Raw genomic sequence first — 25433 nt, 5'->3', positions numbered from 1 at the left:
AATGAAATTTATATATTTTGGGGCCCGCATAGTGGGGCTATTTGCGCTTAGGGGGCATAAATTCAGGGTGTTCTGGCACACTAAGGAAGATTCTCTATAACCGGAAGGAGGCAGGCAGGGTGCCGGACAAGAATATACTGGAGCTCATCAAAGAACAGCTCACGGATTGCAGCGATGCTGTATACCAGTCGATACATGTGTACGGACACGCCTGCATGCTGATCTATATACCTGCCATCGTGGACATGCTCAGCCTGCAGGAGTTTGTTGCCAGCCCGCTGAAATCAGAGGCTAACAGTGAACCGGACTGGCCGCAATTCATGGAGCGTCTGGACCGCGGCTCAGCCTTTGTGATTCCTTATATGAAGGCTTTTCATCCGGACAGGGCCGTGGAGCTGATTGTCAGCGGGAATCCGGTTCTATGTATTGAAGGGCTGCCGTATGTCTATTATTTCGAAATTACCCAGTATCAGAAGAGGGCAGTGTCCGAATCGCAGAACGAGCTGGTGGTCATTGGACCCCAGGAGGCTTTTATCGAGGATGTTCAGACGAATCTGTCCTTGCTGCGCCACAAGATCAAGCATGCTGATCTGAAGACCAAACATTTCTCGATCGGCAGATACACCAAAACCGATGTATATCTGGTTTATATCGAAGGGCTCTGTAAACCGGAAATCCTGGCTGAAATGGAAGAGAAACTAAATAATCTCTCAGTCGACGGAATTCTGGGCATCAGCTATTTGGCTGAGCATATGCGCCAGGGGCATTTTTCACCTTTTCCAATCTATCAATATACAGAACGTCCCGACTCTGTAGCCGCATCATTGATGGAGGGCAGAATCAGCATATTGCAGGACGGTACCCCGTCGGCATTACTGGCACCTGTAACTTTCTTTGCGCTCCTGCAATCCTCTGAGGATTATTACCAGAATTTCTACGCTGGCAGCTGGATCCGGCTGGTCCGCTTCTTTTTCTCGCTGATATCAATGATTCTGCCTTCTTTATATGTGGCGATCACAACCTTCCACGCACAGATTATTCCGTCCAACCTGCTGATCACCATTGCTGCCGCCCGTGAGAATATCCCTTTCTCCGCACTGACGGAAGCTTTGCTCATGGAACTTACTTTCGAAGCACTGAGAGAAGCAGGGACCCGCATTCCGAAGCCGGTTGGCCAGACTGTCTCTATTATCGGCGGTATTGTCATAGGGCAGGCTGCGGTACAGGCGGGAATTGTCTCAGCACCCATGGTCATTGTAGTTTCCATTACGGGTATCGCCTCCTACATCATCCCCCATCTTGAGCTTGGATTGACCTTCAGGCTGCTGCGTTTCGTGCTCCTGATTCTGGGGGGGACGATGGGACTGATTGGTGTCTTCATCGCCGTTTTTATCATATATGGACATCTGGCTAATCTAAAATCGTTTGGCACTCCCTTTCTCCAGCCGGTGGCTCCGCTGGTTCTGGAAGACTGGAAGGATACCGTGGTCCGTGTTCCGTCCCAGTATATGACGGAGCGCAGCTCCTCCTATACCGACAGGAAGAATAAAAGGAGACAGAAGCAATGAAGCCCCTCAAGCTGATCCTTGTGTTAGTGCTGCTTTTGAATCTGACCGGCTGCTGGTCCAAGCTGGAACTTGACGAATTGACCTTTGTATATGGCTTGTTTATTGATGTTGGTGAGGAACCCGGAACGGTTGAGGTGACTATCAGTTCACCGCTCCCGAACCGTCTGGATTCAGGCGCACAAGGGGGCGCGGCTGGAGACGGAAAGAGCTACTCTATGGTATCCAAGACTGCACCGACCATTCCGGAAGCTATCCTGCTGATTCAGAAGGATTTGTCACGCAAAATGGAGGCTTCACATCTCAAGATTATTGTACTGGGCAAACAATATGCCAAGCAGGGGATAGGAGATATGCTGGAATGGTTCCAGCGGCAGCCTGAGAATTCTCTCGGAACCTATATTATGGCTGCTCCAGGCAAGGCTAAGGAGATCCCGATGCTGACACCGGTCTTCGAGCAATTGCCCGATCAGGTGCTCAATAATATGGCCAGGCAAAAGATTCTGTTCAGCACTACAATCAGAGACTGCATCCTGTCGGAATCCTACCATATGGGCTATGCCATGAATTATTTATCTTTCGGCAAAAAAAGTGAAACTTCCGAGCAGGGGAAAACGGAATATTGGTGCGGGGTAGACGGTGTGATGCTGTTTCAGGATAAGAAGATGAAGGCCATACTGAAGGTGAAAGAGGGTAGAGCCTTGGCTTGGGCAGCAGATCATTATGTTCAATCGGTAAATTCGTTTGCTTGGGATGATGACGGCAAGGGGACTGCCACTGCGTATTTTCTGAATGACAAAACCTCCTCCTCTGTCAAGATGACTCCTGGAGGGCCAGAATTCCATGTGAAGCTAAAAGGCCGGGCGAGTATAACCTCCTTCAAGGATTCCAAACAACGTAAAGCGGACCAGCTCAGCCATCTGCTTAAGACCAAACTTCAGGAGAAAGCGGTAAAGGAAGTTTCGGAGACGCTGGAAAATGTGCAGAAGGCGGGAATAGATGTACTTCAGCTCGGTATGCTGCTGGAATGGAATTATCCGGAAGAATGGAAACGTCTGCGTGATCACTGGGAGGATTATTACAGCAGGGAGGCCCGGATCAAGGTGACAGCTGATTTTAAAATTGCGGATTTTGGTTCGGAGAAATAAGGGGGCGAAGGAGGAAATATGCGGACATCTAAATGGCAAATGACTCGGTTCTCGATTGTATACCTTGGCTCTCAAAGTACGATGTTTCTGATTCCCGGTCTCATTGAAACCTCATCCTATCAAGGATGGATAAGCCTGATTCTTGGCGGTTTCCTTGGGCTGATTCTGTTATATTTCACGATCATGGTGGGAAAGCTCAAGCCGGGAATAGGCTGGGTTGAGTTCGGGGCAGAAATTATGGGGAAGTGGCTGCATGGAATCATAGTGATTCTGCTCTTGTGCTGGTGTATTTATTACGTATCATATGATATACACAATTTCGCACTGTTCTTCGGAGGCAATTATTTGCGCGGAACTCCCCCGCTTTTTATTATACTTGTTGTGGGTCTGGTCATTATGTACACCGCTCATCTGGGTTTTGCCTCTATGGTGTATATGTCGGAAGGCATTGCTCTGATCTGCATTGTCTTCGCCATTCTAAGTACGTATTTATTCATCCAGCATGCAGAATATTCTATGCTTCCGGCATTTATCCATTATCATGACCCGCGCATCGTCATTAAGGATTCGATTACGGTGATGTCCTGGTTTGGCGAATGGGTTGTGTTTCTTTTTGTTGCCCCGGAGCTTAAGATCAGCAATAAGATCATGAAGCCACTGAGTTTTGGGGGGATCACTGTGATACTGATTGTTCTGATAGTATGGCTTATGACCATGCTGAATTTCGGCCCGTATCTCGGGAAGGAACTGCAGTTTCCCTTCCTGCAGATGATCCGCAGTTCCTCGAATGATGATCTCCTGGGAAACTCTGATCCGATTCTGATTGGCATATGGTCGTCCTCAATGTTCATTCACAGCTCTTTTATGATCTATGTTGCTTATAAATGCGCCTTGTATCTTACCAGACAAAAAGCAAAAAAAGTTATGATTCCGCTCCTGACGGTCTGTTCCATTACAATTGCATTTGTATACTCGATGAATGTGGCCGTATATTACCACAATTATTATTCTTTCAATACGACTATTTTTTGGCTGATTGTGGAGTTTATACCGGTGTACTATTTTATCGTGGCATGGGTACGCTCGAAGTCCGGCAAGCAGCTGAAATGACTGTTGATTCTCCCAATTATATAATGTAGACGCTTTCTGGTATGATTAAGCTATAGTACATACCTTTTTTTGGAATAGGATGGTGTCATTATACATGAATCTTCAAGAAGCATCTGCTCTAATTGAATCGATAAGGGGAAATTTGGCTAAGGTAATTGTCGGAAAAGAAGATGGTGTAAACCTGCTGCTGACAGCATTGCTCGCAAATGGTCATGTACTCCTGGAGGATGTGCCCGGAACAGGCAAAACGCTGCTTGCCAAAACACTCGCCCGCTCGCTGGACTGCACATTCAAGCGGATTCAATTCACGCCCGACCTGCTGCCTTCTGACTTAAGCGGCATCAACTACTACAACCAGAAAAGCGGGGAATTTCAATTCCGTCCAGGTCCGGTATTCGCCAGTATTCTGCTCGCTGATGAGATTAACCGGGCAACTCCTCGTACCCAGTCAAGCCTGCTGGAATCTATGGAGGAGCGGCAGATTACCATCGACGGTGTGACTCATGAGCTGCAGCGGCCGTTTCTGGTCATTGCCACGCAGAATCCGATTGACAGCCAGGGGACGTTCCCGTTGCCGGAGGCACAGCTCGACCGGTTCTTAATGCGGATTACAACAGGGTACCCCACATTTAATGAAGGGGTTCATATTCTGCAGCGGTTCCGCCAGAACAACCCGCTGGAGGATACCGGTGCGGTTGCAGGTGCAGAGGAAATTCAAGAGATGCAGCGGCTTACCGCTGGTATTAATGTAAGTGATGAACTGCTGGCGTATATGATCAGTGTGGTCGAGGCTACACGTAAATCTCCTGCTGTCCGGCTGGGTGCGAGCCCCCGGGCAGGCTTCGCCCTCCTGCGTGCTTCGCAGGGATATGCTCTGATTCAAGGGCGGAATTATGTTATTCCGGATGACATTAAGGCCGTGGCCGTTCCGGTGCTTGCACACCGGCTAATCCTTCAGCGCGGACCCGGAGTCCGCGAGGGGCAATCGGCTGAGGTCGTGCTTCAGGTGCTGCGCGAGGTGGAGGTTCCGGCGGAGGCTGCTGTCCTGTCCAGAGGCGGAAGGGTGGAATGAGCCATGTCGCTGCCGTGGTTCATTGCAAGCACGCTGTTTCTGCTGTTATTCGTCTCTGCTATATACGACCGTAACGCGCTTAAGAAGGTCACCTATACCCGCTATTTCTCGGCCAAGGCCGTATATGCAGGAGAACAGGTGGAGATGGTCGAGGAGATCATGAATAAGAAGCTGCTTCCGCTGCCTTGGCTGCGTCTGGAATCCAGTATCGCCCGGGGGCTTGAGTTCGGCTCCCAGGAGAATCTGGGCATCAGCAGCGGCGAGATCTCACAGAATCATGTCAGCCTGTTCTTTCTCAGGTCTTACCGCCACATTAAACGCCGGCATAATGTGATCTGCCGGGAGCGCGGATTGTTTCTTCTGGAGACCGCAACAATGACCACGGGGGATCTCTTCGGGATGAGCCGCAAATCGAAGACCTTCCCGCTGCAGCTGGAGCTGCTTGTCTACCCGGGGCTGCTTCAATTTCATGAGCTTCCGCTGCCGGTGCACAGCTGGCTCGGCGAGCTGCCCGTCAAGCGCTGGATTGTAGAAGATCCGTTCCTGACCGCTGGTACCCGCGAGTACAGTGCAGGGGATTCCCTGGCTTCGATCAACTGGAAAGCGACAGCCCGGACAGGAAGCATGCAGGTGCATCAGAAGGATTACACGGCCGATTCGAGGCTTGTAATCTGCCTGAACGTGGAGATCAGCGATTCCATGTGGCGGACCGTAACCGATGTGGAGCGGATTGAGCTAGGCATCCGGTATGCGGCGACCGTGGCTGAATATGCCATCAGCCATGGCATTGAGACCCGGCTGCTCAGCAACGGAAGGCTTGACGGCGGCGGGGCAAGAGATCCGGTGGATACCTGGCCGATATCACATGCTGAAGAATTCCTTGGCATGCTGGCCAGACTGAATCTGGACAGAACATTGCCAATGAGCAGGCTGATGGAGATTGAAGCAGAGAAGGATGAAGGCGATACGGATTATCTGATCATTACCTGTCACCGGGGGGCGGAACTGCAGGATGCCGCTGCGGTATTGAGCTTCATGGGGAATGGCGTAGAATGGCTGGATATTCCGGAAGAAGGCGGTGCAGCGCTATGAAACTCCGTTTCTCGTCTTCATTCCAGGCCAACCTTGCGCTATGGATTACTGCCTTCATAGACTGGCTGCTGCTTCTGCCTGTCTGGCTGGCGCTGCAGACTTATCTGCAATCGGGTGAAGCAGCGGTACGGTGGATTTACCTATTACCGCTGCTGGTTGCAGGCGGTGTACTGCTGCGGCATAGATGCAGCCGGTTATGGCAGCAGCTGCTGGCGGCGCTGCTGCTGGGTCTCTTGACCGGACTGATAAGCAGCACACTGACACTCCCGGGCATCCCGCTGGTAACGGGTGCCGCAGTCTGTGCGTATCTTGGCATGACTACAGCTTCACGGGTGAACCGGTTCAGAATCTATCTGGCCGGAATCACAATCTATTTCATTGGTTCAATAGCCTTCTCCCAGATTCCGGAGCTTCAGGCTAATGTGACTATACTAACCTGGAGCGGAAGCTTATGCCTGGTGCTGGCACTGATTGACTCCAACAGCAGCCATCTGCGCTACAGCTCCTTAAACAGTGATTCTGCACGTCTGCCTGAAGGCCTGCGGCGGCATAACCGCCTGTATCTGGCGGGATTCATTGTCCTGGCGGCAGTCCTGGCGGCGGGCGGCGGCAAAGCGGCGGGTATGCTGCTGTGGAATGCGGTGAGGCTCTTCTTCACCTGGCTCAGCCGGCTATCCTCCGGTGCAGAGGAACCTCCGCCGGAGGAGGCTCCTCCACAAGCCATTCAGGAATTCCCGGCAGCGGAAGCCGGTGAACCTGGCATTCTGGCCGCAATTCTTAACATTGGCTTCTATATTATAGGTGCAGCTGCAATAGTTGTGGTGCTGTATTACGGAGTACGCTGGCTATACAGAAATACCGGTGGACTGCTCCGCAGAGCAATGGACTGGCTGTTGACAGTGCTGCGCAGAGAATCGCCTGCAGCTGCTGCCGGTTATCAGGATGAAGAGACCAGCCTGTTCACTTGGGAGCAGACCGTTCAGGGCTTCAGGGATTACTTGCGTACCAGGCTTACACCATCCAGCCGCCGGGACCGGTGGGAGACGATGGATGGAAGCCGGGCACGCATCCGCTGGCTCTATCGTCATTGGCTCCGCGCCAAGCATACCGACGGGTATGAGGTGAAGGCATATCTGACCCCTCAGGAGACGGCTGCCGATGTGGCAGCATGGTCAGAAGGACAGAAGCGGCAGCGCAAAAGCCCGGGCAGCGAAGGGGAAGCCTATAACCGCCTGCTTGCATTTTATATTAGAGCCAGATATGCAGATGAGGAACAGTCAGACCTCACTGAGCTCTCTGCTGAAGAGATTACAGCACTAAAAGAACAGTTGAAGCTGTAGCTAATCCTGCAGGAAGGAGAAATAGGGATGACCCCATATTTACGAGGCGAGCTGGCCAAAGAGGCCGGAGTAAACATAGAAACGCTCAGGTATTATGAGAAATACGGGCTGATTCCGCAGCCTCAGCGCACGTCCAGCGGATACCGGATGTATCCGGAGGAAGCGCGGGAACGGATCGCTTTTATTCAGAATGCGAAAGCTTGCGGTTTCACTCTGCGTGAGATCAAGAAAGCTTTGGTCAAATCTGCAGACGGCAGTATCGGAATACCGGATTTTATTACAGTTATTGAGAGTAAAATGGCTGCTGTTGATCTGGAGATTGCCAAACGGCACAAGACCCGCACAAAGCTGGAAGAATTGAAGAGCAGCCTCCTTACACAGGACAGGCATCCGGGTGTTCAGGAGACTCTTGATATCTTGAACATGAAAGGCTGAACCGGCGGGAATTTAATCTGAGATAGCCACTTGACCCTGTACTCCGGTACAGGGTTTATATTGTGTCTATGAACGATTAAGAGGAGGAATGAACCGTTATGTTATGCCCTAGTGTTACTCCAGCCGGACAGCTGCAGGCCATTTCCAACCAGTTGAAGCACAATAAACCCTATCCGGGACAACCGGCCCAAGAGATCCGCGCTGCCCTTGCGGAATCCGCCGGACAACTGCCTGTGCTAAACGGTGTGCAGGTTGAGCAGGTAAAGACAGAGAGGTTCAGTGGGGAGTGGGTCAGAACTGGTGGGAAAAAGGATGCGCATTGGGATACAAAGGTAATTCTGTATTTCCACGGCGGAGGGTTTGTGGCCGGCAGCTGTGCAGTCTACCGGGATCTGGCCGCCAGGCTCTCGGCCGCCAGCGGAATTGCGGTGCTTACTGTGGAATACCGGCTGGCTCCGGAATTCCGTTATCCGGCTGCGGGTGAAGATTGCCTGTCTGCGTACCTGTGGCTGCTGGACCAGGGCTTCAAGCCCGGGCATATCATATTTGGCGGAGATTCCGTAGGTGCCACGCTTGCCCTTATGACGCTGATCTCTCTGCGGGATGAAGGGAAGCCGCTTCCGGGCGGCGCATTCCTGCTCTCGCCTCATGGAGATCTAGTTCATTTGGACGGAGAGTCTTATACGAGCCGGGCGGATAGAGATCCGACCGGAAGCCGGGAGACTAATCAGCGTATTCTGGAAGATTATCTTGGGGAGTATGCCGGGGAAGCTCCTGCACTATTATCACCGCTGAGACAAGACCTCACTGGATTGCCGCCTCTGTTCATTCAAGTAGGTGATCACGAGGTTCTGCTGAGCGATGCCGAGCGGCTGGCCGGTAAGGCACTAGAGGAGGGGACACCCGCCAAGCTGGAAGTGTGGGAGAACATGTGGAGTGTGTTTCAGATGCTGGCTGCGCTGCTGCCTGAAGCGCAGCAGGCGATTCATCATATTGGCGAATATGTAAAAGAGACGCTGAAGCTGGAAGCTGAAGTATAAGGGTTCAAAACAGTAGGCGCAGCAGCATCAGCGCCAGGATGCCGGTGACTACGGTTCCGAGCAGGCTGCGGGTTTTGACGGCTACCCAGAAGGAGGGCAATGCCGCGATCAGCTCCACATTCGTGGAAAGGCCGGCGAACCTGCCGTCTGTTACGAATAGTTCCTGGGCGACCAATGCAGCCATTACCGCAATTGGTACAAAGCTTAACCAACGCATCCCCCAGTCCGGAATGGAGATCCGGCTAAGCAGCATAAGCGGAAGAACGCGCGGGATGAAGGTAACGAGTGCAGCGCCCAGGATAATGAAGAAGATGTCCAGTCTTATTTCCATTGTTCAATCACCATTCCAATCGTAGAGGCTATAAGAGCTGCCGCAATTACGCCCATGCTGGGCGACCACAGAATAGAGACCAGAACGGCAACAATGACAGCTATGAAGCCGACGGTAATGTCCAGCAGATATTTGCGCCGTGCCATGACCGTCAGTACCAGCAGTCCGATGAACATGGCGGGCAGAGCGAAATCCAGCCCCCACTTCTCCGGACTGGATATCCACTGTCCGAGGAAGGCGCCGGCGATATTGGCCAGGAACCAGTTCAGATAGGCTGTGATATTAAGCCCGTGCATCCATTTCTCGCTGATCCGCTTCCTGGAGGCGCTCTTCTGGATGGCTACCCCGAAGGTCTCATCGGTAAGCAGTGATCCAATCAGCAGATTGCGCAGCGGATTCAAATGGCGGAAGTACGGCGATATCGCCGCGCTCAGCAGCAGATGACGCAGATTGACCAGCAGAATTGTGATGATGATGCTGGAGGCGCTGCTTCCGGCCGCAATCATTCCTGCGGCGATAAACTGGGCTGATCCGGCATAAAGAATAATGGAGATCATGGCAATTTCGGCAATGGAGAGGCCGGCAGTTTTCTCCACGACACCTGCTGCAAAGCCAATGCTTAGATAGCCGAGCAGAGTAGGGAGGCAGTCTTTGACCCCTTGCAGGAAGGTGTCATGCCCCTCCGGTACCTCTAGGGCATCCCGCTGCAGGCGGCCATTCGCCGGAGACTCCTGTTGTATGAATTCTGGCTTCACGGATTCACTCGCTCCTCTATATTCTAAACTATTCATTTCCAAGCTATGTATAGCATCACATATAAACGTGTAATAACCGCTTTGGTAAACCGCTTGCTGAAGGTTTGACAGTGACCGGTCACAGTATATCAGGTATGCTTAATTGTACTTTGTACATCTAAATCACCTGATTTACTAGTGTTTAAGTGTTTAGTTGTATTTCGTGCAATTAAACTGCCCTATGTAGAGGGGGGCTCGCCCATTCGGGCAAATTTAGTTGTACAGACTACAGTTATAAGAGGCAAACATGCTTTTTTTCTGTTTTTAATTGCACATAATACAACTATCACTAACTTCCACGTTGAAACTGAATATGAATTTCAGTTTTTAATATCTAATAATTCACAGCGAATTGCAAGGAGATTCTATAATTTATATGCTGCAATGCCTTCGCCAGTTTCAGTGCCGGGCAGCTTGCAGCAGCAAAAGGGTTCCGCTATCCACAGAGCAATCTGCGGCGGCGGAACCCTTTTATATTGATTTAGTCATGCCTAAGCTTAACAGGAATTGTTATTCCAGCACCAGAACGCCATATCCATCCAGCGTATAACTTCCCGTGAGGGTTTGCCCGCTTAGCAGATCCGTTCTGGATTCCTTAAGTACGATCTCTGCCGGTTCTTCACTATAGTTAAGCAGGAAGGTGAGTCCTGCAGCGGTATCTCCCTCAGAAGCGCGGATCTGCAGCTCAATCTCCGGCGGCAATTCCAGCCATTCGGCAGCAGGTGAATTCAGTCCCAAACTTCCGATCATTTGCAGCACGGCCTGCTCATTGAATACAGCCCCGTAGTACCAGACTTCCCCCTTGCCGCGCTTGTTGCGGGTTACCGCCGGTTTGCCGGCATAATAATCGGTAGCGTAGGTACCCATAACCTCGACACTGTCCTCTTCCACATGAAGAATATCATTGAAAGCATCCGCACCCGTAAGCGTCCCTGGATTATTCGTCCAACGGATCGAGGTAGGCTGACGTGTTCCTTTGACCATAGTGAACTCTTCCACGGTTACACCGCACATCTCCTGGGCTGCTCCGGGAAAAGGCCGCATATAACATTGTCCGGTGGTATCCTTGTATCCGGTGCGGCAGCCAAAGATCAGCTTCCCGCCTTGCTGTACATATTGATCCAGCAGGGCCGCTGTGTCGTCACTCATAATGGCCGGATGCGGGTAGACCAGCACCTCGTAACTCACAAGCTCCGCAAGCGTTGTATTGCTGCGCATATACAGAACATCATTGGGGATATGCTTCCGCTGCAGTGCCTTGAACCATTCCTTGTTGCTCTGCCACATGAATGGCCCGTGCCAGATGTCATATTCCCCGTCCCACTCATTATCATAATCCCGCACGATGGCGATATTAGCCTGAGTCCGGCTGCCGATGAAGGCTTTGCCGATCTTTGCCAGCTCCTTGCCGATCTGCTCGGCTTCCTTCACGCGCCGATTCGGTTGGTTATGATAGTCATTCAAGCCGTGCCAATAGATTTCGTTCCCCATAGTAGCTGTCCGCCAGCGGAAATAGAGCAGCATATCCGCACCATGGGCGATAGACTGGTAAGTCCACAGCCGCATCTGCCCGGGCTTCGGAGAAGGCATATCCATCCGGTTGACCCAACCGCCGGGTCCCGACTGCTGTTCCATCACACAGAAGTTGCTGCTGACCGAGCGGACCGCAGAGAGTGACAGTCCCCAGCCGCGGTCACGCAGCGGGTTCACCTCTGCCGGATCATAGTAAATGGTCGAGAATTGCGGATATGAATCATAGCTGAAGAAGTCCAGCAGCTCGTCATTCAGTTCATGGCTGTCCAGATGTCCGAATAGGCCGTTCGTAGTCACCCACTGGTCAGGTGCCAGTTCACGGAGGATATCCGCCTGGATTTTGGCAAAATAAATCGTGTTATAAGAGATGAAACGCTTCTCATCCAGTGCCTGATGCGGATTGGGCTGGTTAGGCGAGGGGGTTGGCCGGGTCAGATAGACCTGTGACCAGCGGGTATAGGTCTGATTCCAGAACACAGTACCCCAGGCTTCATTCAGCTTATCCAGTGTCACATATTTATCCTGAAGCCACGTCCGGAAGGCAAGATGGTCACTCTCCGAGTAGAACACATTTACCTCACAGTTCAATTCATTATCGATCTGCCAGCCGGTCACTCCGGGGTGACTGCCGTAATGCTCTGCAAGCTTAGTCACAATTCTGGCGCAGAGCTCACGGTATTTGGGGCTGCTGTAATTATAATGACGGCGCATGCCATGCTGCATCGTCACACCTTCATGAGTCACATTTAATACCTCAGGATATTGCTCGGTTAGCCAGGCGGGCGGAGTGGCAGTAGGTGTTCCCATAATCACCTTCAGCCCGTAGCTGTGCGCCAAATCTATAGCACGGTCAAACAGGCCGAATTGAAATTGACCTTCTTCCGGCTCAAATACCGACCAGGCGAACTCGCCCAGACGTACAATAGTGAATCCGGTTTCAACCATACGGCGGTAATCATCCGCCCACATGGATTCAGGCCAGTGCTCGGGATAATAACAGACGCCAAGCTCGAATCGTTCTGCAGCAACAGGTTTCTTCATAGTAACCTCCAAGTGTAAATATATGCTTTATAGTTGGTACCAATCTATTGTATTATCAGCAGTGTATACACTTATATAACATAATATTGCTATTATATTACTATATTGCGTGCTTGATTCAAGGCGGAGAGAAGAGGGGATCGTATGAAAAAGCATTATGTTCTACCGCAGCCAGCGTATGCCCATTATGTATGTTATCCGGAGATGCTGGGCCATTACAGCGACTTCCCGCAGCATGCGGAGCGCAGAAGTGAAGGTTTCCTGGGCAGCTATAACCTTCATATGGTCTTTGGCGGAGAAGGGTATGTGTTCCAGGAAGGGGAACGGATATCGATGAAGCGGGGGAGCGGGTTTCTGTTCCCGCGGGGGGCTTACCAGCAATACGGTTCTGATCCGGGCCAGGCCTGGAATGTGCGCTGGGTCCATTTCGCCACAGCTTTATCTTTGCCGATGCTGGAGGAGGCGGATCACTCCCGCGGTTATTTTTTTACCTTCGATCCCGGAACGGGCTATGAGCCGGTCTTCGAGGAGATGTACAGGCTAAGTGCGGCTTATGAGACCCGGAGTGAACCGCGTCTGTCTACCCTGCTCTATGAGATTCTTGTGACGCTGATGCAGAATTCTGAGCCGCTGCACGGGTCGGTACCGCTGGAGATCAGACATTCCATCCGGCTCACGGCCGACAGGATACACAGCGAATGCGAGCGGCCCTGGACACTGGAAGCGATGGCCCGGCTTGCCGGTTACAGCAGCTATCATTTTCTGCGGCTGTTCCGGAGCATAATGGGCAAGACGCCGAACCGTTATTTAAGTGACTGCCGGATGGCCCGTGCCAAGCTGCTGCTGGTTTCGACTGAGCTGTCTGTCGCGCAAATTGCGCTGCAGAGCGGTTTTCACCAGTCGAGTTACTTCATTAAGGTCTTCAGACAGCTGGAAGGCATGCCGCCAAACCAGTACAGACGGTTGTTCAGCTCATAGAATCATAGTGTAGCCGAAACAATATTAACAAACTTTGTTACATTATCAGCGCTTTTTGTGCTGTACTTGACATGTTTTTGCTTGAGAAGGTTACAACCGGAGGCGAAGGGTTACAAAGTGGATACAATTTCCACGCTGTCTGCAACTATAATATTGCTAGTAAATACATCTGGAGGGAAATAAATGAGAAAGTATAGAGTTACATATGCTGCTCTGCTCGTGAGTACGCTTGTAGCCGGCCAGCTGGCCGGCAGCATCGCTGCCCCCGTTGCCGCCGCAGCCGCAACATCAAAAAACGCGGCGGCACCCGCCGCTGCACCAGCATTCAAATTCAATTCCGTTCCGCTGGGAGCCGGGGTGACTGCAGTCCTTGAGAACGTGAACATCTGGAGTCAGACCGGCGGAAATATCGTATCGTATACGCTGAAATATACCAATTCCGGTAATTCAAGCGCGAGTCTGCTGAAATATTTCTCACGGGTTGTAACACCTGGCGGTTCAGTGCTTCCGGGGAATCCGGTAGGAACGGATGCACTGAAGAAAAAAGTCGGCGCGAAAGAAAGTCTGAGCGTTACCTACTATGTAAATGTGGGACAAACTTCATCCTTGCAGGGCCTTAAGATCTCCATGCTGGTCTGGGACGCCAAGGCGAAGGGGTATCTGAAGCAGACGGGTTCTTACGCAGTTCCGGCGAATTACTCTACAGCTGCAGCAGCCGGTGCAAGCCTGAATACCACCATGAACGACATTCCTGTTACAGCCAGTGCAGATTCACTGCAGCTCTACAAATACGGCGGCAAAGTCTATGCCAAGGTTGGACTCAATCTGACCAATAAAGGAAATAAGGTGCTGGGTGATCCGGGGTATTCTGCGTATCTGGTATCCGCCAGCGGGACTTCCTTTGAGCTTGCGTTAAGCAGCACGCAGGCAGATTACAAGATTCAGCCGCAAGAGAAGCGGAGCATCTATTATCTGGCCGAAATACCAGTCTACCTTAAGACGGATAATATGAAGCTACAATTTACGCAAAAGGATGAAACTACGAAGCTGGAGCTGCCGAAATCGGCCTATAAGCTTCCAGCGGCCACATCACCTAATCTGGTCGTCGGCAGCGGCGTAGTCAAAAAAATCATCGTGAACAGCAATACCATAGAAACGCTGATACGCAATGCCAATGTATATTCACAGGATGCAGATGCGGTATGGACTTTTCAGATGCAGATCAAGAATACCGGCAACAAAGCAGTAACGCTGCCAAGCTATGAGCTGGCGGTCAAATCCCAGAAAGGCACAACCTTCCCGGTGAGTGCGAAGGGGTTAAGCGGAGTTACACTCAAGCCGCTAGAGACCAAAATCATTCCGCTGACGGTCCGCGTACCGCTTGAAGTGGAGCAGTCCGGCCTGCAGCTGATGATGATCGAAGCGGTTGGCGCGGATACAGCAGTTGGATCTGGTACGGCAGGTACAGAAGGTACAGAAGGAGCGTCTGGTGCAGGGAATGCCGGCAGCGGAGCGACGACATCCAAAATGATTTTCCCGGTTGCCTATTTCGTCATTCCTTACGCGCTTCGTGCGGATGTGCAGACGGGGCAGGAGTATATGACAACGAATTCATACGGCTCTTTCTCCTATAGTATTCAATCTGTGCAGCGTTACCCTTGGAGAGATGATGATATTGTAGCCGCCAGACTGAAAATTACCAATACACAATCCGTGTCGCTGACCCTGCCGGAACTTAAGGGTTCTATTAAGCTCGACAATGACAGCCTGCTCGTGACTACGGATCTGTTCATGGACAATAAAGAATCATCGGTCCTGGCCCCCGGCAAGTCAGTGGTACTGTATGTACTCGGCAAAATCGCCTATACGGCTGAGTTCCAGGATATCCGAATCGCCTTATACGGCACAGAGAATACAGAAACTGTTCCATTCCTGGATCTGAGCATCAACAACTCGATTAACAGTATCGCCATCATTCCGCAGGGCAAGAACTACACCGTCAATGGAAAAGGCAAAACAGCCACTGTGCAGGAGAACAGAACCACCGTCTATGAAGGGGAAAATTACAATCTGGTCTATACTGAGCTGCTCATGAGTAGTGAAGAGAAGCGACAGAGCAAGATGGCCCGGCTGCAGGCGTATTACAGAACCAAAGATGGCCAATATTTTGAGGCAACGCCTAGCCAATCGGATAACAGCGCTGCTCCCGGTGCGAAACAGCTCGTGGTCTTCTGGACCAAGCTGCCCAAAACCACGGACATCAGTGACATCTCCCTCTATCTGGGTGCCGGTATCAACGGAGGCAAGCTGATTGAGAGTAAAGAGGAAGCAACCGGATTTGTGGATGTGGCTGCGCTCCAGCTGAATCCGCAGGCCAATGTACCGGCAACCACACTACTGAATACCGTTCTGTATCCGTATACCATTTCCTTCCTGAGCTCAGAGGGCAGACATCTGAAATCCTCGGATACTATCAATATTTCAGTCAACTACAATTTGAAGCGGGATTATCAATACGATGCAGGAGCCTTGGAGCATAAGCTTATTCTACAAATTACCGATCCTTTCGGAATCTCGCAGGAAAAGACGCTCTCCATAGGTACCGACCTGATAGAGGGGACGAACAACGTCTACTCGCTCTCCATCAACAGAAGCCTGTACAAAACTCTCGACGGTGGTACTTATAAATTAACCTTGTATGATGAATTCCAGGGCGAACGGCTGATGCTCGGCGGCCAGGTCTATTTGGTCAAAGAAGAGCTTCCTCCTAAATCAGAGTAATTGATATTCACATCAGCCTAACTAAATATTTAAATTCTTGTATTCTTAAAAAGGAGCAGCTTCCATGTTGCGTGTTGAAGATATTACGCATTCGTACAAAACCGGCAATGAATGGACATCCGTTCTCCATAAAATCAATTTTGCCGTCAAGGAGGGGGAGATGGTTGCACTACTGGGCAGTTCGGGGTCCGGCAAGTCGACGCTTCTTAATCTGATGGCCGGCTTGATGAAGCCTACGGAAGGTCATATCTACATTGCCGACAAAGACATTGTGAAGATGGGCGAGAACAAGCTTGCCGAGTTCCGGCGCAAGCATATCGGATTTATCTTTCAGGCGTATGAGCTGATTACCAGCCTGACTGTCCGGGAGAATGTAGAGCTGCCGCTTGTATTCCAATCGGTGTCTCCATCCGTCCGCAAGAAGAAGGCGCTCGCCCTGCTGGAGCAGGTGGGCATTCCCGACAAAGCGGATTTATTCCCTTCCCAGCTCTCCGGGGGACAGCAGCAGCGGGTCAGTATTGCCCGGTCACTGATCACAGAACCGTCGGTCATCTTCGCAGATGAGCCTACGGGGAACCTGGATTCCAAGACCGAGGAGGAGATTATCAGCATTCTGCTGAATCTGAACCGTACGATGAAAACCACGTTTATTGTAGTTACACATGAATATAAGGTGGCGGAACAAATGCAGCGGATCTTTACGCTCAGAGACGGCTTCCTGATCACTGAGCAGCAGACAGCTGCGAAAGCCGGGCAGAAGGCAGCTGCAGAGACTGAAGCGCAGGCAGCTGCAGAGACTGAAGCGCAGGCAGCTGCAGAGACTGAAGCGCAGACAGCTGCAGAGACTGAAGAGCAGACAGCTGTGGAGGCTGAACAGAAGGCAGCTGTGGAAGACGAGCAGAAGGCAGCTGTAGAGACTGAGGAGCAGACAGCTGCAGGTACTGAAGAGCAGACGCCTGGTGAAGCTGAGCAGCAGACGCCTGGTGAAGCTGAGCCTGCAGAGGGAGGGAAGCCGTGAAGATCAGAGATATTTCACGGATGGCCTGGGAACAGGTCAAACGGCGCAAGGTGGTTACAGGTCTATGTATGACCGGGATTTCCATCGGCTGCGCAGCAATTATCGTGGCCTTGAGTGTGGGCCAATCTGCTCAAGTCTATGTGACCGAACAGGTGAACCAAAGTTTCAAAATGGACGAAATTATGGTCTCGCCGGGCGGGGGAATTCCTTCAAACGGCAAGGGCGGCAGCGGAGGCGGCGGTTCTGGAGAGGTGAATGAGAACCTCGACCCGGGCAAGCTGACGGACCAGAAGCTGAAGATTATCCAGGGACTGAATCATGTGAAGGCCGCTTCACCTTTTCAGGAGGCCGGATATCTGCAGCTGGTGACGATCGACAATAAGATTGCTGATGTCAGGATCATTGTCGCCGATCTGCAGATGCTGACGGAATACGATCATAAATTCAAGCAGGGCGGAGCGAATGGCCAGCCGGGAACGATCGTGCTCAATTACGGGGCGACGCTGGGCTTAATCGACTTGGAGACCCGCCAGAAGCTTTATGAAAGTATGGGCAATGATCCGTTCAATCAGGATATTCAGGAGCAGTATAGAAAACTATCGGTCCAGCCCTCCGAGCTGTACCGCAAGCAGATTCAGATTCAGGCGCAGGACTATAGCACAACTACACCTGCAACGAAGCTTAGCTCTCCGCTTCAGGTGGGCGGCATTCTGGAAGGAGCAAAAGGGATCGACGATATGCAGGCTTCGTATGACAAGATTATGTATATATCACCTGAAACTGCAGCGCAGCTCTCCAAGGAACTGGTATTTGATAATTCCACCACCAGTGTCCTCAATCTCCCGGAAGAGGGGAGCTATAACGCAGTTACAGTGAAAGTGGATGATGTGGCGAACATCAAGTCAGTCGAGCAGATGATTCAGAAGCTGTCACTGAACGCTCAAGACAATCTGTTCCAGCAGGAAATGCTGAAGGAACAATTTGACATGATTAAGATGGCTGCACTCGGCATCGGTGTATTTATTCTGATCATCGCCTCGATCTCCATTATTGTGGCTATGACGATGTCGACCCATCAGCGTCGCCGGCAGATTGGCATTATGAAAGTCCTGGGGGCTAACATGGGTCAGATCCGCAACATGTTTATTACAGAAGCCGCGCTTCTGGGATTGCTGGGCGGACTGCTCGGTGTCTTGTTCTCCTATTTAATTGTCATGGGGCTTAATAAGCTGGTCGGTTCGGCAGGCGATGGGATGAATTTCTTCATCCCGCCGATGAATTTGCCGATCGGGATGTCTTTTGCCATTATGACCGGAGTTCTGTCCGGAATCTATCCGGCCATCAGCGCCTCCCGAACAGATGCGTTGACCGCCATTAAACGAGATTAAGCCTAAGCTAGAAAGGAAGCCGAAATGATGAAGAGGACTCTAAAGAAGAGCCTGAAGTGGATCATAATCTTAGGTATCATCAGTACCGCAGGTTATCTGGGTTATACCAAATTCTTCAAGGGCAAGGAGGCGGCAGAGCTTCCGCCGGAAACGATGCAGGTAATCAGTTTCCCGGTAACGGAGGAGACGCTGACCAGCTCGATACAGGTAAAAGGAAGATCACAATACCAGCAGGAGACGCTGGTGTATGCACCGTTTGCCTCTAAGGTGACCGCTTGGAAAGTAGAGAACGGGGCACAGGTCAAGAAAGGGGACGTCCTCTTTACCCTGGATCAGAGCACACTCCGCAATGAGATTGCGACGGCAGAAGCTGCCAACCGCAAAACGAAGCTGGAGGCGGAGCTGAACGCTTTTGTCAGCCAGCAGGAGGATGATAGTGCGGCTCCGGCCGGTACGGAAGCGGAACGGCTGAAGGCGCTGGCTGCCCAGGAGGCTGCGCGTCTGAACGACGAGCTGAATCAGGTGAATGCGGAGATCCAGGCCAAGGAGCTTGCGGATAAAAAAGCGAAGCTGAACACGGCGGTCTATCATGCACCCGAGAACGGCATCTTCCTCTACGACAGCAGTACTGAACGTCCGCAGACAGTTACAGATAACCAGTACATCGGCAAGATCGTTGATCTGAACAAGCTGGAGTTCATTGCACAGGTCGGAGAGCAGGATATCTTCCGTATCAAAAAAGGGATGAAGGTACAGGTGAAGATGACAGCGATGAAGGATCTGATCCTTAATGGGGAAGTAACCGAGGTATCCAAATTTGCGACGACGACCACCGGCCAGAATACGGCTGGGCAAATCCCGCAATTCGAAGTAGTCATCTCCCTGCAGCCCGACGAGCATCTGATCGGCGGCCTCAGCCTCAGCGGTGACATCGAGACCTCGCGTAAAGAGAAGGCGGTAGTGGTCTCCAGTATTGCCGTTGTCCATGAAGGTGATCTGGCTTATGTCATGCTGGACAAAGGGAATGGCCAATATGAGCGCACGGAGATCAAGATTGGCATGGAAACGACAGAGAAGACTGAAGTACTCTCGGGCTTGAAGGCTGGGGATACGGTAGTTCTTCAGTAGTATAGCAGCAGTGAAAAGCCCCAAACCTGGTTGATTGCCGGGTTTGGGGCTTTTTTTAAATATAAATTACAGGCGGAGCGCGGCGGAAGATCTAAGTGGAATTAGTACATCTAATTTGATGTCACGGGTACAATTCCTGGAAACAGTTGGATAAACAACACTTAATCAGACCGAATTCTGCTAAAATCCTTGGGGCTCAGTGGATTAATTGTACTTTTTCCAACTGCTTCCCTGAAGCGCATGGTTTCGGCAGAATTAAGTGCCTTTTTTCCAACTCTGCTGGTTCACACCTCTCGCTACTGCATAAGGAGTAAGCTTCACTTCCCCAGAGCGTATAAATTGTTGAGAGTGGTACCGATTCCGCTTGTTAACTACTTGTTCTGCTGAAATGGCTTACGCCATGCTTTGATATCGCTGTTCAGCCCGGAAAGATCCGGGACGGGGACCGCCTGATCGGTCAGCTCATATTTGGCTTTCAGCGCAAGAATACGGTAGACACTTTCATCAATCCGTGCCTCTGTGATCGTACCGTCCTTCACGCTGCTGAGCAGAGCGGCCCGCACCGCCTGCTCATTCTTGTACTCGTGGGCGACCAGCAGAATATCACTGCCGGCCCGTACAGTATCGACTGCAGCCGCAGCGAGGCTGTAGTTCTTGACGATAGCGCCCATCGTAAGATCATCGGTTATAATGACTCCCTTGAAGCCCATCTCTCCGCGCAGCTGCTCACCGATGATTACTTGGGACAGGGAAGCGGGTTTCTCAGGGTCCAGCTTCGGATACAGGATATGGGCTACCATTACAGCATCTGCCTTCTCCTTAATGGCCGCCTGGAAAGGCAGCCATTCCAGCTTGGCGAGCTGCGCCTCTGTTTTGTTAATTACCGGCAGCTCCAGATGGGAATCGACGGAAGTATCCCCATGGCCGGGGTAATGCTTCACTACAGGCACAATTCCTTCAGACTCCAAGCCCTTCATTTCGGCGATGCCGAGGCGGACTACAAGATCTGCAGTGCTGCCGAAGGAGCGGTCGCCAATAACCGGGTTATCCGGATTGCTGTTAATATCTAGGACAGGTGCGAAATCCATGTTGAAGCCGGAGGACTTCACCGCCCGGGCCAGAAGTTCGCCCATCGTTCCGGCAGCGGCAGCACTATTCTCTTTCCCTACTGCTGCATTGGAAGGGAACACTGCATATTCATCAGGAAGTCTGCTCACCTTGCCGCCTTCCTGGTCCACGCTCATGAACAGCGGGGCCGGATTGCCGTTATTGCTCTTCTTCAAGGCATTGGTCAGACTGACCAATTGCTTCAGGCTGCTGATATTATCGGAATAGAGGATGATTCCGCCTACCTTGTCTTCGGCAATCATCTTCTGTGCGGCTGACTCTGCCGTAGTTCCATCGATTCCGACCAGCAGCATCTGCCCGATCTTGTCCTCCAGTGTCATTCCGGCTAGCTTCCGGGCGATATCGTCGTTAGTGTCTGTACTGTTTGCTGCCGAAGCAGGAGTAGCGGAAGGCTGGACACTGGCTGCAGATGTTTCTGCTGCTGTTGCTGCCGGTGTAGTCACCGGAGCAGAGGGAGAAGCTGATGCCGGTGCCCGCGAAGGACCCGTGCCTGCCTGTGCAGAGCTTCCGCTTCCTTCACAACCGCTTGCCAGCAGAAGACATACAACGGTTGTCAAGAGGAGGAGCGGGTGCTGATGCGGGGTCGACTTATATTGCCGTGGGCTGAACCATTTCATTGTTGAGATTCGTCCTTTCGTTTGCTGATTGGCGGGTAGGAATGATAAGATGAAGTAGATTTTACATAAGAACTGCTTACTGTGTACACAAATGAGAAGGATGAGGTGACCTGTCAATGAAAGAACAATTAATGAACACGCTTAATGAACAGATGAATTTCGAGTTCTACTCCGCTCATGTATACCTGGCGATGGCCGCGTATTGTTCCGGTGAAAGTCTCGACGGATTCGCCAACTTTTTCCTGGTGCAGGCTGAAGAAGAGCGGTTCCATGCGATGAAAATCTACAAATTCCTCAATGACCGTGACTATCGTGCCACCCTTGCCGCCCTGCCGGAGCCGAACAATGAATATTCATCCATGCTGGATGCGTTCGAGCATGCCTTCGCCCATGAGCAGCAGAATACGAAGAAATTCTATCATCTGGCTGATTTGGCCCTCGATGAACGCGAGCATGCTACAATCTATTTCCTCAAATGGTTCATTGACGAGCAGGTGGAAGAAGAAGCGCTCTTCAGCAATATTATCGCCAAGCTCAAACGGATTGAAACGGACAGCAATGCCTTCTATATGCTGGATGCCGAGTTCGCCGCCCGTTCCTTTACACCGCCGGCAGAATAATATGATTCCGGACTTGTCCCTTTCGTTTGCTTTTACAGCGGATGCCTCCTTTATAAGGAGGGTATCCGCTTTTTAATGCGGCTGCCGTGACCGCTTCCTATTAGTTAGACGATGTTTGCAATGAAAAGTTACTGGGTTCTGCAGCAGGGAGTTGTGCTCAATGTTGAACCGGGGCAAACAATGTTGTGCGAGGCAACATACTTCCGGCTCCGCAACTCTATTTGGCGGGGTTAACTCTTGCGCCGTCCGGCAACACTGTTTCTCTAGACCCACCCGCTAGTCAGCGTGTAGTATGGAACAATACTATTATTTGGAGGTCCTTTTTCTTGGATAATTACAGCGATATCAAGCAAAGTGAAAAAGGGGCTTGGCTTAGTCTACTAGCCTACATACTGCTATCTGCCGTCAAATTGTTCATCGGCTCTGTTTCAGGCTCGCAGGCATTACTTGCGGACGGACTGAATAACAGCACCGATATTATTGCTTCCATAGCAATTTTGACAGGTCTGAAGATTTCCCGCAGACCCCCGGATTCCAATCACAGCTATGGTCATTTCAGAGCAGAGACAGTTGCTGCATTGATCGCCTCCTTCATAATGATTGCTGTAGGCTTTCAAGTGCTGTATCAGGGTGTCAACAAGTTCATTCAGCCTTCACTGGAAACCCCTGATCTAATTGCCGCGTGGACGGCAGCTGCCTGTGCTGTGATTATGATCGCTGTGTTTAAGTATAACATCAAGCTTGCCCGCAAATTGAACAGCAATGCGATGCATGCCGTTGCGCAGGATAACCGTTCGGATGCGCTCGTAAGCGTGGGTGCCTTCATTGGCATTATCGGCTCACAGTTCGGCATTCCGTGGCTTGATCCGCTCACCGCTACCATTGTCGGTCTGCTGATCTGCAAAACTGCTTGGGATATCTTCCGCAAAGCCACTCATGACCTGACAGACGGATTCGATGCAAGTGAGCTGGAGTTAATGAAGCAGACGGTATCGGAGATTGAAGGCGTAGAGTTAATTAAGGATATCAAAGCCCGCATTCACGGAAACAATGTACTAGTGGATACTACGGTACTTGTGGATTCCAGGCTGAATGTGGTGCAGAGCCATGACATTACGGAAGAGATTGAAGATCAGTTGAAGGACCGCCATCAAGTAGCTACGGTGCTTGTCCATATTGAACCCTTGTGACGATAAAATATTATTTGACCGGTCGTTCTCAATATGGAGTACATATATAGATGGATTCAACACCTTTTTACTTGACGCATTCCTCGGCAGCAGGTATATAATAACGATATGTTATTAACAATGGGATAATATTAAGATATTCCTTTAAAGGAGCCTGCCAATGTCTAATCAACCCGTCACTGATTACAACGGTCTAACCGAGGAGCAGTTCCTGAAGACTTATGACGCCGGGAACTATGAACGTCCGTCTGTTGCTGTGGATATGCTGATCTTCACCGTAATGGAGGAGCAGCAGGATAATTACCGCAAGCTGGCGGAGAAATCACTGCAGCTTCTGCTCATACAGCGCGGTGAACATCCTTTTCTGGGACAATGGGCGTTGCCTGGAGGATTCGTGGGGATCCACGAAAGCGTTGAGGAGGCAGCCCGCCGGGAGCTGTACAGTGAGACTAATATCGATAACATTTATATGGAACAGTTATATACCTGGGGCGATGTTCAGCGTGATCCGCGGATGCGGGTGATCAGCTGTTCTTACATGGCACTCGTGGACCGCAAAGCCTTGACTGTACAGGCTGGGGATGATGCGGCCGCAGCCGCCTGGTTTGAGGTTTCCTACAATATCCTGGAGACCCGCCGCGAGGAGCTGGAGCAGGGTATCCGGCTGGAGACATTTGTGGAGATTATTCTGCAGAATGAACAGGCGAGGCTCAGTGGTGTGGTCAAGCTTACCGAAACCATCCGGGGCCATGTCCGCCATATGGACCGTGAGATTGTCCGGAGCTCGGGATTCTCTTTTGACCATCTGCTGATGGTGCAGGCTGCAATCGAACGCTTGCGCGGCAAAGCAGAGTATACCGATATTGTGTTCAATCTGATGCCGCCGCTGTTCACCTTGTCCGAGCTTCAGCGTGTGTATGAAATCATCCTTGGCAAAGAGCTGCTCGCCGCCGCATTCCGCCGCAAGATTGCTGAGCGGGTGATTGAGACGGATGAGAGTACCCGTGATGCCGGACACCGCCCATCGAAGCTGTACCGATACAATCTGGAGTGGAATCTAACTTGAGAAGGCGAAATACAGGCTCGTATATGAACAGGTTAATGACTTAGCTGTATCGTACTCCTTCCATAACAAACTGCAACGCCAATTCCGCAGAAATTTGTTTTCTGCTGTCGTGTGATGTTGTTAATAGAAGTTTTATGCGGAAAAGCGGACAATGAATTATGCTTTTCATTATGTAATTTATGGAAAAGGGTAAGGTGAGTCAATGATTAACTGGAAGGATTCATATGACATCGGAGTAGAGAAGATTGACTGCCAGCACAGACAGCTGCTTGTGAAGCTGAATGACTTTTTTGAAGCGTGTACCAACCAGCAGGGCAAAGAGAAGATCGAAGAAACACTGAAGTTCCTTAAGGACTACACCGTGGAGCATTTCGGCAGTGAAGAGCAATTGATGAAGGACATCGACTTCCCTGAACTGACAGAACACCAGAAGACTCATGCTGAATTCGTACAGACCGTTCTGGATCTGGAAGAGAGCATAAAGACCAAAGGGGTATCCGTATTGTCAACAATTAAGCTTAACCGTACTTTGACTGACTGGCTGATTAATCATATTCACAAATGTGACAAGCTGATCGGGGACTGCATCGCTGCAAAAGGTAACAAAGCCGTTTAACTACATAATCCGGAACACGAAGATGCCGCAGGGCATTTTCTTTTTTTAGAGGGGAGAGAGGCGCAATATGGAATGCCTGGGATGCAGAATCGCTAATGGTATTGAACCAGACCTGGACCCGGAAACCGCGCATGCGGTTATGGATGCTTCGCAGAAGGTTACTGCGCTGCTCAAAAGCTTGTACAAACCGGATGGGATTAGAATTTGTGCTGACGGCGGTAAATTTAACGATCTGACCCATTACCATATGCATGTTGTTCCAAGGTACGAGGGTGATGGATTGGCCTGGAGTGAGCCCTTGCACCCGGATGGTGCAGAGACGCGGCTAAACGAGACTAAAGCGAAAATTCTGAAAGCATTAAGTGAAGTTTAAAAGGAGCCTGTTAGGCTCTTTTTTACTGT

21 protein-coding genes and 1 pseudogene are annotated in these 25433 nt (G+C 51.0%); 18 read left to right on the top strand and 4 right to left on the bottom strand.

All coding sequences use genetic code 11. The annotated features are described in order from the left end of the window. Window positions 1–119: 119 nt before the first annotated feature. The 8 genes from NSQ73_RS16550 to NSQ73_RS16515 all read left to right on the top strand — a co-directional run bounded on the left by NSQ73_RS16550 (window position 120) and on the right by NSQ73_RS16515 (window position 8802). Window positions 120–1568, top strand: a complete 1449-nt coding sequence (locus NSQ73_RS16550; RefSeq protein WP_340987329.1) for a spore germination protein — start codon at window positions 120–122, stop codon at window positions 1566–1568. After that, window positions 1565–2713: a Ger(x)C family spore germination protein gene (locus NSQ73_RS16545; RefSeq protein WP_340987328.1), complete on the top strand. Its 1149-nt coding sequence runs from the start codon at window positions 1565–1567 to the stop codon at window positions 2711–2713. Before NSQ73_RS16550 ends, NSQ73_RS16545 begins: the two co-directional genes overlap by 4 nt. Before the next feature lie 18 nt (window positions 2714–2731). Next, window positions 2732–3823: a GerAB/ArcD/ProY family transporter gene (locus NSQ73_RS16540; protein ID WP_340987327.1), complete on the top strand. Its 1092-nt coding sequence runs from the start codon at window positions 2732–2734 to the stop codon at window positions 3821–3823. Window positions 3824–3917: 94 nt separating this feature from the next. Beyond that, complete coding sequence (locus NSQ73_RS16535; protein WP_340987326.1) at window positions 3918–4895, top strand: AAA family ATPase; 978 nt, start codon at window positions 3918–3920, stop codon at window positions 4893–4895. Window positions 4896–4898: 3 nt separating this feature from the next. After that, window positions 4899–5987 (top strand): DUF58 domain-containing protein, encoded by a 1089-nt coding sequence (locus tag NSQ73_RS16530; RefSeq protein ID WP_340987325.1) that lies wholly within the window; start codon window positions 4899–4901, stop codon window positions 5985–5987. Beyond that, window positions 5984–7327, top strand: a complete 1344-nt coding sequence (locus NSQ73_RS16525; protein WP_340987324.1) for a hypothetical protein — start codon at window positions 5984–5986, stop codon at window positions 7325–7327. Before NSQ73_RS16530 ends, NSQ73_RS16525 begins: the two co-directional genes overlap by 4 nt. Window positions 7328–7354: 27 nt before the next feature. Next, on the top strand, window positions 7355–7762 hold the full coding sequence (locus NSQ73_RS16520; RefSeq protein WP_340987323.1) for a MerR family transcriptional regulator: 408 nt from the start codon (window positions 7355–7357) through the stop codon (window positions 7760–7762). A 98-nt stretch (window positions 7763–7860) separates the two neighbouring features. Further along, the gene (locus tag NSQ73_RS16515) at window positions 7861–8802 is read left to right on the top strand and encodes an alpha/beta hydrolase (protein ID WP_340987322.1); all 942 of its coding nucleotides are present in this window, start codon (window positions 7861–7863) and stop codon (window positions 8800–8802) included. Between the two features lie 4 nt (window positions 8803–8806). On the opposite strand, the gene NSQ73_RS16510 is transcribed toward NSQ73_RS16515, so the two are convergent. From NSQ73_RS16510 to NSQ73_RS16500, 3 genes are all read right to left on the bottom strand, one after another. Further along, window positions 8807–9133 (bottom strand): AzlD domain-containing protein, encoded by a 327-nt coding sequence (locus NSQ73_RS16510; RefSeq protein ID WP_042137016.1) that lies wholly within the window; start codon window positions 9131–9133, stop codon window positions 8807–8809. Further along, a complete protein-coding gene (locus NSQ73_RS16505) occupies window positions 9124–9843 on the bottom strand; it encodes an AzlC family ABC transporter permease (RefSeq protein ID WP_340989299.1) in 720 nt (239 codons plus the stop codon). The genes NSQ73_RS16510 and NSQ73_RS16505 overlap by 10 nt, the downstream gene beginning before the upstream one ends. Before the next feature lie 594 nt (window positions 9844–10437). Beyond that, window positions 10438–12501, bottom strand: a complete 2064-nt coding sequence (locus NSQ73_RS16500; protein WP_340987321.1) for a beta-galactosidase — start codon at window positions 12499–12501, stop codon at window positions 10438–10440. A gap of 144 nt (window positions 12502–12645) precedes the next feature. On the opposite strand from NSQ73_RS16500, the gene NSQ73_RS16495 reads away from it, so the two are divergent. From NSQ73_RS16495 to NSQ73_RS16475, 5 genes and pseudogenes are all read left to right on the top strand, one after another. Beyond that, window positions 12646–13479 carry a helix-turn-helix transcriptional regulator gene (locus tag NSQ73_RS16495; protein WP_042137023.1) on the top strand — a complete coding sequence of 278 codons (834 nt, stop codon included), beginning with the start codon at window positions 12646–12648 and terminating at the stop codon, window positions 13477–13479. A 183-nt stretch (window positions 13480–13662) separates the two neighbouring features. Next, a complete protein-coding gene (locus NSQ73_RS16490) occupies window positions 13663–16260 on the top strand; it encodes a hypothetical protein (RefSeq protein WP_340987320.1) in 2598 nt (865 codons plus the stop codon). Between the two features lie 64 nt (window positions 16261–16324). Next, window positions 16325–17014, top strand: a pseudogene (locus NSQ73_RS16485) (ABC transporter ATP-binding protein); the annotation flags it as partial. Between the two features lie 260 nt (window positions 17015–17274). Then, the gene (locus NSQ73_RS16480; protein WP_340987319.1) at window positions 17275–18666 is read left to right on the top strand and encodes an ABC transporter permease; all 1392 of its coding nucleotides are present in this window, start codon (window positions 17275–17277) and stop codon (window positions 18664–18666) included. Between the two features lie 24 nt (window positions 18667–18690). Further along, a complete protein-coding gene (locus tag NSQ73_RS16475; RefSeq protein ID WP_340987318.1) occupies window positions 18691–19794 on the top strand; it encodes an efflux RND transporter periplasmic adaptor subunit in 1104 nt (367 codons plus the stop codon). Window positions 19795–20165: 371 nt separating this feature from the next. On the opposite strand, the gene nagZ is transcribed toward NSQ73_RS16475, so the two are convergent. Next, entirely contained in the window at window positions 20166–21539 is a 1374-nt protein-coding gene (gene nagZ, locus NSQ73_RS16470; protein WP_340987317.1) for a beta-N-acetylhexosaminidase, read from the bottom strand. A gap of 116 nt (window positions 21540–21655) precedes the next feature. On the opposite strand from nagZ, the gene NSQ73_RS16465 reads away from it, so the two are divergent. From NSQ73_RS16465 to NSQ73_RS16445, 5 genes are all read left to right on the top strand, one after another. Further along, window positions 21656–22159, top strand: a complete 504-nt coding sequence (locus NSQ73_RS16465; RefSeq protein ID WP_039292730.1) for a ferritin — start codon at window positions 21656–21658, stop codon at window positions 22157–22159. A gap of 326 nt (window positions 22160–22485) precedes the next feature. Next, window positions 22486–23349 carry a cation diffusion facilitator family transporter gene (locus NSQ73_RS16460; RefSeq protein ID WP_340987315.1) on the top strand — a complete coding sequence of 288 codons (864 nt, stop codon included), beginning with the start codon at window positions 22486–22488 and terminating at the stop codon, window positions 23347–23349. Window positions 23350–23509: 160 nt separating this feature from the next. Continuing rightward, the gene (locus NSQ73_RS16455) at window positions 23510–24415 is read left to right on the top strand and encodes an NUDIX hydrolase (RefSeq protein ID WP_340987314.1); all 906 of its coding nucleotides are present in this window, start codon (window positions 23510–23512) and stop codon (window positions 24413–24415) included. Between the two features lie 202 nt (window positions 24416–24617). Beyond that, window positions 24618–25031, top strand: coding sequence for a bacteriohemerythrin (locus NSQ73_RS16450; RefSeq protein ID WP_081969990.1), 414 nt, complete (start codon window positions 24618–24620; stop codon window positions 25029–25031). 67 nt (window positions 25032–25098) lie between these two features. Next, complete coding sequence (locus tag NSQ73_RS16445; RefSeq protein WP_340987313.1) at window positions 25099–25404, top strand: HIT family protein; 306 nt, start codon at window positions 25099–25101, stop codon at window positions 25402–25404. Window positions 25405–25433: the final 29 nt, after the last annotated feature.

This window comes from Paenibacillus sp. FSL R10-2736, from assembly GCF_038000245.1.
GTDB lineage: Bacteria > Bacillota > Bacilli > Paenibacillales > Paenibacillaceae > Paenibacillus_AQ > Paenibacillus_AQ phytohabitans.
This window is presented reverse-complemented; position numbering and strand designations above follow the sequence as displayed.

Excerpts from the sequence above, each read along its gene's own strand:
- NSQ73_RS16540 (WP_340987327.1), top strand. The coding sequence starts at position 2,732 with ATGCGGACATCTAAATGGCAAATGACTCGGTTCTCGATTGTATACCTT.
- NSQ73_RS16500 (WP_340987321.1), bottom strand. The coding sequence starts at position 12,501 with ATGAAGAAACCTGTTGCTGCAGAACGATTCGAGCTTGGCGTCTGTTAT.
- NSQ73_RS16465 (WP_039292730.1), top strand. The coding sequence starts at position 21,656 with ATGAAAGAACAATTAATGAACACGCTTAATGAACAGATGAATTTCGAG.
- NSQ73_RS16515 (WP_340987322.1), top strand. The coding sequence starts at position 7,861 with ATGTTATGCCCTAGTGTTACTCCAGCCGGACAGCTGCAGGCCATTTCC.
- NSQ73_RS16520 (WP_340987323.1), top strand. The coding sequence starts at position 7,355 with ATGACCCCATATTTACGAGGCGAGCTGGCCAAAGAGGCCGGAGTAAAC.
- NSQ73_RS16445 (WP_340987313.1), top strand. The coding sequence starts at position 25,099 with ATGGAATGCCTGGGATGCAGAATCGCTAATGGTATTGAACCAGACCTG.
- NSQ73_RS16495 (WP_042137023.1), top strand. The coding sequence starts at position 12,646 with ATGAAAAAGCATTATGTTCTACCGCAGCCAGCGTATGCCCATTATGTA.
- NSQ73_RS16530 (WP_340987325.1), top strand. The coding sequence starts at position 4,899 with ATGTCGCTGCCGTGGTTCATTGCAAGCACGCTGTTTCTGCTGTTATTC.
- NSQ73_RS16450 (WP_081969990.1), top strand. The coding sequence starts at position 24,618 with ATGATTAACTGGAAGGATTCATATGACATCGGAGTAGAGAAGATTGAC.
- NSQ73_RS16525 (WP_340987324.1), top strand. The coding sequence starts at position 5,984 with ATGAAACTCCGTTTCTCGTCTTCATTCCAGGCCAACCTTGCGCTATGG.
- NSQ73_RS16510 (WP_042137016.1), bottom strand. The coding sequence starts at position 9,133 with ATGGAAATAAGACTGGACATCTTCTTCATTATCCTGGGCGCTGCACTC.
- NSQ73_RS16535 (WP_340987326.1), top strand. The coding sequence starts at position 3,918 with ATGAATCTTCAAGAAGCATCTGCTCTAATTGAATCGATAAGGGGAAAT.
- NSQ73_RS16545 (WP_340987328.1), top strand. The coding sequence starts at position 1,565 with ATGAAGCCCCTCAAGCTGATCCTTGTGTTAGTGCTGCTTTTGAATCTG.
- NSQ73_RS16455 (WP_340987314.1), top strand. The coding sequence starts at position 23,510 with ATGTCTAATCAACCCGTCACTGATTACAACGGTCTAACCGAGGAGCAG.
- NSQ73_RS16475 (WP_340987318.1), top strand. The coding sequence starts at position 18,691 with ATGATGAAGAGGACTCTAAAGAAGAGCCTGAAGTGGATCATAATCTTA.
- nagZ (WP_340987317.1), bottom strand. The coding sequence starts at position 21,539 with ATGAAATGGTTCAGCCCACGGCAATATAAGTCGACCCCGCATCAGCAC.
- NSQ73_RS16490 (WP_340987320.1), top strand. The coding sequence starts at position 13,663 with ATGAGAAAGTATAGAGTTACATATGCTGCTCTGCTCGTGAGTACGCTT.